11 protein-coding genes and 1 pseudogene are annotated in these 12,921 nt (G+C 63.4%); 5 read left to right on the forward strand and 7 right to left on the reverse strand.

Translation table 11 applies throughout. From position 1 onward, the window contains the following. The first annotated feature begins 164 nt into the window (after positions 1-164). Positions 165-1,745, forward strand: a complete 1,581-nt coding sequence (locus RX328_RS33360) for a fatty acid--CoA ligase (RefSeq protein WP_213255735.1) — start codon at positions 165-167, stop codon at positions 1,743-1,745. A gap of 139 nt (positions 1,746-1,884) precedes the next feature. Here RX328_RS33360 and RX328_RS33365 read toward each other — a convergent pair whose 3' ends face one another. Continuing rightward, positions 1,885-2,355: a GFA family protein gene (locus RX328_RS33365; RefSeq protein ID WP_213255733.1), complete on the reverse strand. Its 471-nt coding sequence runs from the start codon at positions 2,353-2,355 to the stop codon at positions 1,885-1,887. 23 nt (positions 2,356-2,378) lie between these two features. Further along, on the reverse strand, positions 2,379-3,653 hold the full coding sequence (locus RX328_RS33370; protein WP_213255731.1) for an acyl-CoA dehydrogenase family protein: 1,275 nt from the start codon (positions 3,651-3,653) through the stop codon (positions 2,379-2,381). Positions 3,654-3,872: 219 nt separating this feature from the next. Here RX328_RS33370 and RX328_RS33375 point away from each other — a divergent pair, with 219 nt between their 5' ends. Then, positions 3,873-4,652, forward strand: coding sequence for an enoyl-CoA hydratase-related protein (locus RX328_RS33375; protein ID WP_028350950.1), 780 nt, complete (start codon positions 3,873-3,875; stop codon positions 4,650-4,652). A 186-nt stretch (positions 4,653-4,838) separates the two neighbouring features. Here RX328_RS33375 and RX328_RS33380 read toward each other — a convergent pair whose 3' ends face one another. From RX328_RS33380 to RX328_RS33390, 3 genes are read right to left on the reverse strand one after another with little or no spacing between them, the layout of a single operon-like run. After that, entirely contained in the window at positions 4,839-5,213 is a 375-nt protein-coding gene (locus tag RX328_RS33380; RefSeq protein ID WP_213255729.1) for a DUF6285 domain-containing protein, read from the reverse strand. Position 5,214: 1 nt separating this feature from the next. Further along, entirely contained in the window at positions 5,215-6,201 is a 987-nt protein-coding gene (locus RX328_RS33385; protein WP_213255727.1) for a phosphotransferase family protein, read from the reverse strand. Next, positions 6,198-6,989, reverse strand: coding sequence for an enoyl-CoA hydratase/isomerase (locus RX328_RS33390; RefSeq protein WP_213255725.1), 792 nt, complete (start codon positions 6,987-6,989; stop codon positions 6,198-6,200). The genes RX328_RS33385 and RX328_RS33390 overlap by 4 nt, the downstream gene beginning before the upstream one ends. A gap of 165 nt (positions 6,990-7,154) precedes the next feature. Here RX328_RS33390 and RX328_RS33395 point away from each other — a divergent pair, with 165 nt between their 5' ends. Next, the gene (locus tag RX328_RS33395; RefSeq protein WP_213255723.1) at positions 7,155-7,934 is read left to right on the forward strand and encodes an SDR family NAD(P)-dependent oxidoreductase; all 780 of its coding nucleotides are present in this window, start codon (positions 7,155-7,157) and stop codon (positions 7,932-7,934) included. Between the two features lie 407 nt (positions 7,935-8,341). On the opposite strand, the pseudogene RX328_RS33400 reads toward RX328_RS33395, so the two are convergent. Both RX328_RS33400 and htpX read right to left on the reverse strand, forming a co-directional pair. Then, positions 8,342-9,365: pseudogene (locus RX328_RS33400) on the reverse strand (IS110 family transposase). A 359-nt stretch (positions 9,366-9,724) separates the two neighbouring features. Further along, positions 9,725-10,660 carry a zinc metalloprotease HtpX gene (htpX, locus tag RX328_RS33405; protein ID WP_213252076.1) on the reverse strand — a complete coding sequence of 312 codons (936 nt, stop codon included), beginning with the start codon at positions 10,658-10,660 and terminating at the stop codon, positions 9,725-9,727. Positions 10,661-11,012: 352 nt separating this feature from the next. On the opposite strand from htpX, the gene RX328_RS33410 reads away from it, so the two are divergent. Continuing rightward, positions 11,013-11,393, forward strand: coding sequence for a VOC family protein (locus RX328_RS33410; protein WP_213252077.1), 381 nt, complete (start codon positions 11,013-11,015; stop codon positions 11,391-11,393). A gap of 85 nt (positions 11,394-11,478) precedes the next feature. Beyond that, a complete protein-coding gene (locus RX328_RS33415; RefSeq protein ID WP_213252078.1) occupies positions 11,479-12,813 on the forward strand; it encodes an amidohydrolase in 1,335 nt (444 codons plus the stop codon). Positions 12,814-12,921: the final 108 nt, after the last annotated feature.

A 12,921-nucleotide genomic window follows, 5' to 3' on the forward strand; every position in this document is an offset into this window, starting at 1 on the left:
CCGCAGAGCCGGGAGCCAATGCCAGTGGCAAGCAAGATGGACCCCGGCTCTGCAGTGCATCGCTAACGCGCTGCACTGCGTCCGGGGAACGCCGTCCCCGTATTGTCTTTGTCGTGCGATGCCGCCACACTCCGCGCAACGATACAAGACGACACGGGAGAGACATGTCCGCGCCAGAGCAACTGACGAACCTTGCCGACATGGTGCGCGAACGCGCCAGAACGCGCGGCGACGCCATCGCCTACGAATTCGAGGGACGCCAGACCAGTTTCGCCGAGTTCGATATCAACACCAACCGCGTTGCGAACGCGCTGATCGCGATGGGCATCAAGCCGGGTGAACGCATCGCCTATCTCGGCAAGAACAGCGACATCTATTTCGAACTGTTGATGGGCGCGATGAAGGCCAAAGTGGTGATGGCGCCGGTGAACTGGCGGCTTGCCGGCCCCGAGATCGCCTTCATCGTCGGCGATTGCAAGGCGCTGGCGCTGTTCGTGGGGCCGGAGTTCATTACGCAGGTTCGCAACATCAAGGCGCAAGTGCCCGATATGCGGCACGTGATCACCACCGAAGGCGGAGCGCCGGAATGGCAGGATTTTATCGCCTGGCGCGACGCTGCCAGCAGCGACGATCCGAACGTGCCGGTCAGCCCGAAGGATATCGCGATCCAGCTCTATACCTCGGGCACCACGGGCAAGCCCAAGGGCGCGATGCTGTCGCACGCCAACTTCTTCAATCTGGTGCACGCGGGCAACGAGGCCGAGAATCCCGAGTGGAACAAGTGGTCGGCTGACGACGTCTCGCTGGTGGCGATGCCGATCTTTCACATCGGCGGCTCCGGCTGGGGCGTGATGGGGCTTTATCACGGCGCCAAGGGCGTGATCGCGCGCGAGTTCGATCCGACCAAGGTGCTGGATTTCTTCGAGCAGTCCGGAATTACAAAATTGTTCATGGTGCCGGCCGCGATGCAGTTTGTCGTGCGGCAGCCGCGGGCTCGGCACGTCGATTTCTCGCGGCTGAAATACATGCTCTATGGTGCCTCGCCGATTCCAGCCGCGCTTCTGAAGGAGTGCATCGAGGTGTTCAAGTGCGGCTTCGTGCAGCTCTACGGCATGACCGAGACCACCGGCACCATCGTGGCGTTGCCGCCCGAGGACCATGTCGAGGGGCTGGAGCGCATGCGCTCCGCCGGCAAGGCGCTGCCCGGCATCGAGCTTGCGATACTCGATCCCGACGGCAACAGATTGCCGCCGCGCCAGGTCGGCGAGATCGCCACCCGCTCCGGCTCCAACATGGTCGGCTACTGGAATCTGCCGGAAGCTACCGCCAAAACGCTGGGCAGCGACGGCTGGCTGCGCACCGGCGACGCCGGCTACATGGACGAGGACGGCTATCTCTATATCCACGACCGCATCAAGGACATGATCATTTCCGGCGGCGAGAACATTTACCCGGCCGAGGTCGAGAGCGCGATCTGCGATCATCCTGACGTGGCCGAAGCCGCGGTCATCGGAATCCCGGACGACAAATGGGGCGAAGCGGTGAAGGCGATCGTGGTGATGAAGCCGGGGATGCAGGCGACCGCCACCGACATCATCAATTTTACCCGCGAGCGCATTGCGGGATTCAAGACGCCGAAATCGGTCGACTTCATGGAGGCGCTGCCGCGCAATCCGTCGGGAAAGATCTTGCGGCGGAATCTGCGCGAACCGTATTGGGCGGGCAAGGATCGGCAGGTGAATTGATCCGTCATTGCGAGGAGCGTAAGCGACGAAGCAATCCATCGCTCCGTTATGCCGCGATATGGATTGCTTCGCGGAGCCTGTCATCGGCGCGCGTTCGCGCGACCGCGTTGGCTCGCAATGACAGTGGTGATAGCAGCACCTACTTCTTCATCCGCTCGCGCAACACACGCCTGCGCTCTTTGGCCTCTTCCGACCAGACCTCGTCGATATCGTAGAACTCGGGGACCGCCTTTGCGTCCGGTGGCAGCGTCACCCAAGGCTGCTTGGTGGAGGTGAAGATGTGAACGTCCGGCGGGCACTGTGACGGATCATCCATGGTGCCGACGCGCACGAAACGCACCGCGGGCCCGGAGCCCGGATAATTGCTCCAGACGGCGACCTTGCAAATCGGGCAGCGGGCGATGCGCTGGCCCTTGCCGCTTGCCGACGGCGTCATGATGATCTCGGGTTCGGCCGCGATATGCTCGACCCTGTCGGCCTCGTACATCGCATTGAGCGCGTGCACCGTCCCGGTCTCGCGCTGGCACCACGTGCAATGGCAGGCATGCACGATCATAGGCCTGCCGTTCAGGCGGTAGCGGACATGCCGGCACGTGCATCCACCTTCCATGATCTCCTCCTTGGCTTTGCTCCTCAGTGTTTCCCCGCCCCCATATAGCCGAACAGGAATCCCGCCACCTTGCGCTTCTGTATTTCTTCGCTGCCTTCGGTGATGCGGTAGCGCCGGTGGTGGCGATAGATGTGCTCGAACGGCTTGTGGCGCGAATAGCCCATGCCGCCATGTACCTGCATGGCGCGGTCGGCGGCCTCGCAGCACAGGCGGTTAGCCCAGTAATTGCACATCGAGACGCGATCGGAGAGTGTATGCTCGACCTGCGCCTGGGTGAGCTGGTCCATCTCCCACGCGGTCTTGCGGATCAGCAGCCGCAGCATTTCGGCCTGCGTTGCCAGTTCGACCAGCGGCCACTGGATCGCCTGGTTCTCCGCCAGCGCCTTGCCGAACGGCTTTCGCTCGCGCGCGTATTTGACGCTCTCGTTGATGCAATAGACCGCCGCGCCAAGCGAGCTTGCCGCCTGCCGGATCCGGTTCTCGTGCACAAAGCATTGCGCCAGGGACAGCCCGCGGCCGATCTCGCCGAACAATGCGTCTTCGGGCACGAATACATCGGTGAAGCTGACGCGCGGATGGTCGGTCGGCATGTTGAAGGTCCACATATATTCCTCGACCTTCACGCCTGCGCTCTTGGCCGGCACCAGGAAACAGGTGATGCCGTGCGCGTCGCCGTCGTTGCCTGAGGTGCGGGCAAACAGCGCACAGTGGGTCGCGACATGCATGCCGGTGGTCCACATCTTCTGGCCGTTGATGATCCAGCCCTTGACGTTGTCACGGGTCGTCTGCACCGCCCTGGTTTCCATATGCGTCGCATCGGAACCGTGGTCGGGCTCGGTGAGGCCGAACGTGATACGATATTTGCCGGTGATCGAGCCTTCGATCATCGCCTTCTGCTCATCGGTGCCGTAGCGGTCGAGCATGGTCACCAGCGGCAGGTTGCCGACGATCGAGTGCTCGTTCTGCAGATCATTGTGCAGGCCAAGCCCCTTGGAAGCGAAATGCTCGCGTATCACGGCCATCCAGAGGTTGGACCCGTCCTTGCCGCCGTAGCGCTTCGGGATCGCGAACCGCAAATGCCCGGCGGCGTCCGCCAGATTCTTGGCCTTGCGCAGCAGCGCTTCCCAATCACGCCGCGGCAGGCCGCCGTTCTCGAAATCGGTACGCGCCCATTCGCGACGATGATCGAAGAAGCGGATACTGTCGTCGGCCTCCTCCAGCGGCTTGATCTCGCGCGCGATGAAGCGGTCGAGTTCGTCGAGATAGGCCGCGAGGTCGGCAGGCAGGTTGAAATCCAAGGCATCTCTCCCGGAAATGTCGTTTATTGCTTTTGCGTCTAGGCGCTACGCGGCGCTCCTGCTCGGATCGATTTAGGTTGGAAGACCGCGCCCAAGTCAAGCAACGGAATGGAGCTTGGCACGCGCGGGGGCCTTGCGTAATTGGATGGTTTCGGACGCCGGGCTGACGCTATGATCGCAGCCAATCTTCGCCGCAGAAAATCGAAAACGGGAGCAAACATGGACCTGAAATTCTCCAAAGTGACGCGCAAGGGGCCGATCACGATCATCACGCTGTCGCGGCCGGAAGTGTACAATGCGTTGCATATCGATGCGCATTTCGAGCTCAACAAGGTGTTCGACGATTTCTCCGCCGATCCCGCGCAATGGGTGGCGATCGTCACCGGCGCCGGCGACAAGGCGTTCTGCGCCGGCAACGATCTGAAATGGCAGGCGGCCGGGGGAAAGCGCGGCTGGGACAAGGGCGGCTTCGCCGGCCTCACCTCGCGCTTTGACTGCGACAAGCCGATCATCGCCGCCGTCAACGGCGTCGCGATGGGCGGCGGTTTCGAAATCGCGCTGGCCTGCGACCTCATCATTGCCTCGGAAAATGCGACCTTCGCGCTGCCCGAGCCGCGCGTTGGCCTCGCCGCGCTCGCCGGCGGCGTGCACCGGCTGCCGCGCCAGATCGGGCTGAAGCGCGCCATGGGCATGATCCTCACCGCCCGCCACGTATCGGCCAAGGAGGGCCTTGAGCTCGGCTTCGTCAACGAGGTGGTTCCCGCCGGCGAAGCGCTCGCCGCGGCGGAGCGCTGGGCGGAGACGATCTGCAAGAACTCGCCGATGTCGATCCGGGCCTCCAAGCAGGCGATTCAGCGCGGGCTTGAAGTTTCGCTGGAACAGGCTATCGCCGAGCAGCGGGAATATCCGGCGGTGAAGGCGATGGCGGCTTCGCAGGATTACATCGAGGGACCAAAGGCGTTTGCCGAGAAGCGGCCGCCGAAATGGCTGGGGCGGTGAAGTTCTCGACGCCGCCTCCCCGTCATTGCGAGCCAACGGGTCGCGCGAATGCGCGCCCGATGACAGGCGCCGCGAAGCAATCCATTCCTCAACACGGGGATAGATGGATTGCTTCGTCGCTGCGCTCCCTTGCGCAAACGCTTCGCGTTTGTCGCAGGCAATGACGGTGGAGACTTGATCACTGCTCTACTTGCTCCCCAGCTCCCTCTTGTACGACGCGTAGTTCGGCTGATCGACAGCGAGCTTGTCCATGGTGGTCTGCCAGAGATGCTCTGATAGCCCCGGCGTCTGCAGATCGACTTCGCCTTTTGCAATTTTCTCCGACAGCGCGCGATTGAGGTCCATCAGCGAGCCATCCATGCCGAGCAATCGCTTCAGCCGTGCCGCCTCGGCCGCATCGCTCCCCTGCTCCAGCGCCAGTTGCCGTGTGACGAGGTCCAGCGCATTGATGCCGACGCGGAGCTTGAAGGCGCTGTGGCCCTTGATCTCGGGAGCGATCTCGTTGCGGAGGAAATCCGCAACCGCTTTGATCAGTTCGGTGGGTGTCGGTTCGTCCTGCATTTCACCCTCCTCGCGGCGCAAGCAGTCGTAGCAGATCGATCTCCGTCTCCGACGAACGCCGGCCGATCATGGCACGTTCCATCGAGTGATCGGGGCCAGTGCGGAAGCGCTGCATCATGCCGCAGCACATGATGCCCCAGCGCAACGTGCCCATCACTTCCCAGAACATCACTCTGATAGGATCGACCTTGCGGCCGCGTTCCTCGTAGCCTGCGAACAATTCCTCGCGGGAGCCGAAGCCGCCGACCGGCTTGTCGATCTCGCCGAAGCGCCAGGAGTTGACGCAGATCCATCCCAAATCTTCCATCGGGTCGCCGAGATGCGCGAGCTCCCAATCCAGCACCGCGCGCACGCCATCGGGGCCGATGATCAGGTTGCCGTGGCGGAAATCGCCATGCACCAGCGTTACCTCTTTCGACGGCCCGGGATCGCGCTCGCGCAGCCAGCGCAGGGCGAGTTCGAACACCGGCCGCGGCCAGTTGAAGCTGCGGTATTCCCGCTCGAGGTCGGCGATCTCCTTTGTCGTGCTCATCTCGCGCAACTTCGGCAACTTCGTAGCCGGCAGGCCGTGTATGCCGGCGATCACGCGGCCGAGCTGTCGCGCCAGGATCGGCCGCGCCTTGGCGAACTGCTCATCGCGCAGAATCTTCCGCGCGATGGTCTCGCCCTCGATGCGTTGCATGATGAAGCCGCGGCCGAGTTCGTCCTCGGGCTTGAGCACATGCATCACGCGCGGCGACGGCAGGCCGGCGTCATGGGCCAATTGCATAAGCGTCGCCTCGGCATCGAGGCCGGCGGCGCGCCCCGGCGAAGCGCCATAGCCCGGCGGCGCGCGGCGCAGGATGGCGCCGATATTGCCGCCGGGATGCACGATGTCGAAGGTCCAGGTCTCCTGGCTGGCGCCACCGGAGAGCTTGGCGGCGCCGGTCACGCCGGTTGCTCCCGGATACCAGGAGGCGACGCAGCGCCCAAGTTGGCTCTCGATCATTTGCCCTTAAACTTGGCGGGACGTTTTTCCAGGAACGCGGTGACGCCTTCCTTGAAATCTTCGGCCGCGCCGGCGATGCGTTGCGATTCGAATTCGAGGTTGAGCTGTTCCTCAAAGGAATTTTCCGGGCTGTCCCAGTAAAGCTTTCGGATCAGCGACAGCGCAATCGTCGGGCCATTGGCGAGTTCATGCGCGAGCTTCATCGCCTCTTCCATCAGAACTGCGTCGTCATAGACACGGTTGACGAGGCCCCATTCCAGCGCCTTCTCTGCCGGCAACCGGTCGCCCATCAGCGACAATTCGACCGAGCGCGCCTTGCCGATCATGCGCGGCAACAGCCAGGTTGAGCCGCAGTCCGGCACCAGGCCGATGCGTCGGAACGCCTGCAGGAAATAGGACGAGCGGGCGCAAAGGATCATGTCGCCCATCAGCGCAAAGCTCATGCCAGCGCCCGCAGCGGGACCGTTGACGGCCGTGACGATCGGACAATGCAGCCGGCGCAGCCGCCGCAGGAACGGATGAAAGCCGATCTCCAGCGATTGCCCGGCGTTGCTCTTGCCGGGCTTCTGGTTGTTGCGGCCCTGCAGATTGGCCCCGGTGCAGAACGCGCGTCCGGCGCCGGTCAGCACGACGCAACGCACCTCCTCCCGCTTCTCCTCGATCGCATCGAGCGCCTCGCCGAGCCCGCCCAGCATGTCCATCGAGACCGCGTTCATGACCTCCTGATGGTCGAGCTTGAGAACCGCGACCGGGCCATCGAAATCGAGCGTGACGTGCTTGAACTGCATTGTTTCCTCATGACTTGTGTTTACGCGCTATTTCGCTGCGCGGAAGATCGGACGGTGTCTCGCCCATATTTGATTTTCCTGACGGCGTTGTCCATGCTTGCAGCAGAACATCTGCCCGCCACTGGGCGCACGACCTATCGCGCCCCAAAGCGAATGGAAACATCCATGAGCATCTTTGATCTTACCGGCCTAACAGCCGTCATCACTGGCGGCAACGGCGGCATTGGTCTTGGCATCGCGCAGGCGCTGAACGCGCAAGGCTGCAACGTCTCGATCTGGGGCCGCAATGGCGAGAAGAACAAGAGCGCTGCCGCGACGATGTCGGCCGGGCCCGGCAAGGTGCATACGCAGGTCTGCGATGTCTCGCATACCGCCTCCGTCAAGGCCGCGATGCAGGCAACGCTCGACACGTTCGGCCGTGTTGACGGCTGTTTTGCCAATGCCGGCATCGGCGGCGGCGGACGCCGCGCCTTCATCGACCGCACCGAGGAGGAATGGCGACGCATGTTCGCGACCAATCTCGACGGGGTCTTCCACGTGTTTCAGGCCGCCGCCCGCCACATGACCGAACGTGCGGAAGCCGGCGACAAATTCGGCCGGCTGGTTGCGACCTCGAGCCTGGCGTCCTTGTTCGGCACCGCGCGCAACGAGCATTACGCCGGCACCAAGGCGGCGCTGAACGCGCTGTGCCGGGCGCTCGCGGTTGAGCTGGCGCGCTACGGCGTTACCGCAAACGCGATCCTGCCCGGCTGGATCAAGAGCGACATGACGTCGGGGCTGATGGCCAACGACAAGTTTGTCGGCAACGTGATGCCGCGCATTCCGGTGCGCCGCTTCGGCGAACCCGCGGATTTCGGCGGCATCGCGGTCTACATCATGAGCAAGGCATCATCGTATCATACGGCGGATTGCTTTGTAATCGATGGCGGATATACGGCGTTTTGAGGTTGGGCCGCATTGATGTAACGACTTCGTGGTTCGAGACGCGCGGCGTTGCCGAACTCCTCGCCATGAGGGTCTAAGATCTCATCCTGAGGAGGCGCGAAGCGCCGTCTCGAAGGATGCAGGTCCGCGCTCTCTCCACGTCATGTATGGACGGCTCCCTCTCGGCAAGGGCTTTTTGGTGCTTCGGCAATGGATCGGGGAGCGGTCATGTATACGGCCTCGAGAAGCGGCCATTGACCGCGGGCCCTGATGGAGATCGCGGATCGAATTCCAATCATTGCGGCGCGCTGTGACGCGCGATGACGTGTCGGAGTGTTTCGATCCTGGTTTCCTGACCATTTGCCATCACACCTTAATTGCCCTTCCGATAGGGGATGAGCGCGAGCGCGGCGGCTGTCGCCCTTCAACTAGGCAGCAGCCGGCGCGCTCGCGCGGTCTCGGTAAACTTCTCCTTTGCTCAGCATGGCCCAGAGGATGCGCGCGGCTTTAGCGGCGAACGCCACCATGGCGACCTTGTAAGGCCGCCGCGCCAAAAGATCGCGCAGCCACGGGTCGCTGACGCCGCGCCTCTTTTGCTGCCGCAGATGGGCGCTGGCTCCGCTGATCAGCAGCGCGCGCAACATACGATCTCCCTGTTTGGAGATACGCCCTGGGCGATGCTTGCCGCCAGTACCGTGGTCCTTGCCGGTGAGCCCGATCCAGGCGGCGAAGTCCCGACCGGAGCGAAACACCTTCGCATCGGGCACTTTGGCCAACACCGTACTGGCGATGATCGGGCCGACGCCTGGGACTTCCATCAGCCGGCGCGCGTCCCGATCGCATCTGGCAGCCTTCGCGATCTGCCGTTCAAGCACGCGTTCATCGGCATTGAGCGCCTGCCAGTGCTGCGCCAGCATCAACAGAGCACATCGCATCATCTCCGGAATCTCTTCGCTCGGCTCCTCAAGCTTGGCCATCAGCTCACACAGCCCCTGATGTCCTTGCGCGGCCACGATCCCGAGCTCGCTCAGCGCTGCCCGCAAGGCGTTTGCCACCATCGTCCGCTGGCGAACCAGCAAGGCACGTGTGCCATGAACCGCCAGCGTGGCCTGTTGCTCGACGCTCTTCACCGGAACAAAGCGCATCGTCGGCCGGCCCACTGCCTCGCAGACACCTTCCGCATCCCGGCCGTCGTTCTTGTTGCGCTTGACGTAGGGCTTCACATAGGCCGGCGGCATCAGTCGCACCTCATGGCCATAGCGCCTGATCACCCGGGCCCAATGATGTGCGCTCCCGCAAGCCTCCATGCCAACCAGGCACGGTGGCAACCCCGCAAACTACGGCAGCCCGCCTGAGCTGCCGCCTCAGCACAACCCTTCCCGATGCATCAATCCCGTGAACCTGAAACACGTTCTTAGCCAGATCCAACCCAATCGTGCTAATCTTCGTCATGGACGGTCCCCTTGTCTGGTTCGACTCAGCATCGCCAGTCTGGCACATCGATGCCGTTCGGGGGCCGTCCACCCCATCATTGCGAGCCAACGGGTCGCGCGAATGCGCGCCCGATGACAGGCTCCGCGAAGCAATCCATCTTTCCGTGTACGAGGTGACAATGGATTGCTTCGCTGCGCTCGCAATGACGGGGATATGGCTTCGCGATCTCGCGACGCGCTTGCGAGCGCGGCAAACCGGTCGGCGGAGCTGTAGGGTGGGCAAAGCGATAGCGTGCCCACCATCAAGTACCGTGCTCGATGATAGATGGCGGGCACGGCGCTATCGCGCCTTTGCCCACCCTGCGGACTTGACCTCAGTTATCCCCACGGGCCGCGCGAGGCCGAGGTTCGGCCCCACGGACTGCGGCGCGGATAGTTGCCGCGGGCGTTGACGGAAAGCGTTCCACCGTGTGCGCCCATCTGCGCCGCGAGCTGCTGCAACGCGGCGATGCGGTTCTCGGTCGAGGGGTGCGTCGTGAACAGATTGTCCATGCCCTGACCCGACAACGGGTTGATGATGAACATGTGCGCCGTCGCCGGATTGCGCTCGGCTTCGACATTCGGCACGACATGCGCGGCGTTGGCGATCTTGGCCAGCGCGGACGCGAGCCACAGCGGCTGGCCGCAGATGCGGGCGCCGAGATCGTCAGCGGCGTATTCGCGCGTCCGGCTGATCGCCATCTGCACCAGCATGGCGCCAAGCGGGGCCAGGATCATCATGGCGATCGAGCCGATGATACCCGGGCCTTGGTCGCGGTTGCCGCCAAAGAACATACCGAACTGCGCCAGCATCGAGACCGCACCGGCAATGGTCGCGGTGATGGTCATCAGCAGCGTATCGTGATTCTTGATGTGCGCGAGCTCGTGCGCGATCACGCCCGCGAGTTCTTCGCGGCTGACCGACTGCACCAGACCCGTGGTGACCGCAACCGCCGCGTTCTGCGGATTGCGGCCGGTGGCGAACGCGTTGGGCTGCGGCTCGTCCATCAGGAACACGCGCGGCATCGGCAAACCGGCGCGGCCGGCGAGTTCAGCCACGAGATTGAAGAGGTCGGGCGCCGTGCGCTGGTCGACCTCATGGGCGCCGTACATCGACAGCACCATGCGGTCCGAATTCCAGTAGGCGAACAGGTTGGTCGCAGCCGCGATCACGAGCGCGATCGTGGCACCGCTGGCGCCGCCGATCAGATAGCCGACGCCCATGAAGAGGCCGGTGAGACCGGCCAGCAGAATGGCAGTCTTCAGATAGCTCATTGTCGTCTCCCTGCTACCGTGGCCGAAGCCCACGGCCGTCTACGGCCGCGGCCGAAGCCCGCGGCTGTATCCAAGAGGTAGGAACTCCCCCGCCAGCGCTTCAAGACGTCGGGGTGCGTCGAGGCGCCGCGTTTGGAAACCAATTTCCGGCACCGGATTACCGACGCGTAATCTGCCAGTTCAGGCCGCCTCGCAGACCTCCCGCCGGTTGCCACCCGCCTGCTTGTACAACGCCAACGGCGCCGTCTACATTACCTGTCAACGAGCAGCGCGCGGGGGTGTTCCGTCCCGAGAGGGTAAAGCGCAAAGCAAAGGCGTCTGTTCGTCGGAAAAACTGGGAGGAATTTTAAGAATGTTTTCGCATGTGATGATCGGCACCAACGACCTCGACAAGGCCAAGGCGTTCTATGACGCATTGCTCGGCACGCTTGGTGTGCGGCCGGCGCGGGTCGACGGCCACCGCATTTTCTACATCACCAAGACCGGAATATTCTCGGTGACCAAGCCGATCAACGGCCAGCCCGCGACCCCGGCCAATGGCGGCACGATCGGCTTTGCGGCGGACTCGCCCGAACAGGCCGACGCATGGCACGCGGCCGGCATCGCCAATGGCGGAACGACTTGCGAAAATCCGCCGGGCATCCGCGAAGGCAGCACTGGCAAACTCTACCTCGCTTACTTGCGCGATCTCGACGGCAACAAGATCTGCGCGATGCACCGGATGCCGGCGTAAACGAAGATTGCAGGGTGGGTTTAGCCGAAGGCGTAACCCACCCTGCGCAGCACGGGTTGCGGCACAATCGAAGGAACGTCCGGCCATGAAGCGATCTGTCATGTCATTGGCGGCGTCCGCCGCGCTATTCGCAACTATCACGCTGCCCGCCCATGCCGAGCTCGATGTCGCCACCCTGCAGAAGGTGATCGAAGCCTCGCTCGCAAGCGACTATCCGAAGCTCGACGCGCTCTACAAGGAAATCCATGCCCATCCTGAGCTTGCGTTTCAGGAGGTAAAAACCGCCGCGAGGCTCGCCGCGGAAATGCGCGCGCTCGGCTTCGAGGTCACCGAGAAGGTCGGCAAGACCGGGCTGGTCGCCATTTACCGAAACGGCGACGGCCCCACCATCATGGTGCGCACCGAGCTCGATGCGCTGCCGATGGAGAAGACCGGCCTCGACTATGCGAGCCGCGACAAGGCCAACTGGAACGGGCGGGAGGTATTCGTCGCCCATAGCTGCGGCCACGACATCCATATGGCGAGCTGGGTCGGGACGGCGAAGACGCTGCTTGGCCTGAAAGAGCATTGGCGCGGCACGCTGATGTTCATCGCCCAACCGGCGGAAGAAATCGTGGCGGGCGCCAAGGCCATGTTGGCGGATGGCCTGTTTACGCGCTTTGCCAAGCCCGATATCGCCCTCGCCCTGCATGCCGGTCCGTTCTCTCATGGCACGGGCTTCTATCGCACAGGAGTAGGCTCGTCCGCCGCCGACGGCCTCGATATAACATTCCACGGCCGCGGCGGTCACGGTTCGGCGCCGCACACGACCGTCGATCCCGTTGCGATTGCGGCGCGGTTCATCGTCGACGTACAAACTGTGATCAGCCGCGAGAAGGATCCAACTGAATTCGGCGTCGTGACCATCGGCGCCATTCACGGCGGCACCGCTCCAAATATCATCCCGGACTCGGTGCGGCTCTCCGGCACCATTCGCTCCTACAAGCCCGAAGTTCGCGCCAAACTACATGCCGGGATCGAACGAACGGCAAAGGCGGCCGCGGCGATGTCGGACGCTCCCGCTCCCGACATCAAGATCGTCGAGGGTACCAAGCCCGTCATGAACGATCCGGATGTGGTCGCGGCCACCGCAGACGTGCTGAAGGCGGCATTCGGCGATAAGTTCAAGATTTCACCGCCGGGGACCGCCAGCGAGGACTTCTCCGAATTCGCCGGCGCGGGCGTACCGTCGATGATGTTCAACATCGGCGTCTATGACCAGGAACGTATCGTCGCGGCACGCAACGGCACCGGCCCGCCGATGCCGTCAAATCATTCGCCGCTGTTCGCGCCGGTGCCGAGGCCGACCATCGAAACCGGCGTCACCGCGATGACGCTCGCCGTGCTGAGCGCGTTCGATCGGCACGCCAGGCGCAAATGAACTCTAGGATGGGGTAGAGCCAACGGGTCCACCGTTGACCGGCCTCGTTGGCTCCACCCATCCTGCGCGCTTGCCATGAGGCGGAAAATCGTCGCCAACCTGCCCGCG

Source organism: Bradyrhizobium sp. sBnM-33 (assembly GCF_032917945.1).
Taxonomy (GTDB): domain Bacteria; phylum Pseudomonadota; class Alphaproteobacteria; order Rhizobiales; family Xanthobacteraceae; genus Bradyrhizobium.

Bases quoted from the DNA above. Each gene is read 5' to 3' on its own strand.
- RX328_RS33415 (WP_213252078.1), top strand. From the start codon at position 11,479: ATGAAGCGATCTGTCATGTCATTGGCGGCGTCCGCCGCGCTATTCGCA.
- htpX (WP_213252076.1), bottom strand. From the start codon at position 10,660: ATGAGCTATCTGAAGACTGCCATTCTGCTGGCCGGTCTCACCGGCCTC.
- RX328_RS33390 (WP_213255725.1), bottom strand. From the start codon at position 6,989: ATGCAGTTCAAGCACGTCACGCTCGATTTCGATGGCCCGGTCGCGGTT.
- RX328_RS33395 (WP_213255723.1), top strand. From the start codon at position 7,155: ATGAGCATCTTTGATCTTACCGGCCTAACAGCCGTCATCACTGGCGGC.
- RX328_RS33385 (WP_213255727.1), bottom strand. From the start codon at position 6,201: ATGATCGAGAGCCAACTTGGGCGCTGCGTCGCCTCCTGGTATCCGGGA.
- RX328_RS33360 (WP_213255735.1), top strand. From the start codon at position 165: ATGTCCGCGCCAGAGCAACTGACGAACCTTGCCGACATGGTGCGCGAA.
- RX328_RS33410 (WP_213252077.1), top strand. From the start codon at position 11,013: ATGTTTTCGCATGTGATGATCGGCACCAACGACCTCGACAAGGCCAAG.
- RX328_RS33380 (WP_213255729.1), bottom strand. From the start codon at position 5,213: ATGCAGGACGAACCGACACCCACCGAACTGATCAAAGCGGTTGCGGAT.
- RX328_RS33365 (WP_213255733.1), bottom strand. From the start codon at position 2,355: ATGGAAGGTGGATGCACGTGCCGGCATGTCCGCTACCGCCTGAACGGC.
- RX328_RS33375 (WP_028350950.1), top strand. From the start codon at position 3,873: ATGGACCTGAAATTCTCCAAAGTGACGCGCAAGGGGCCGATCACGATC.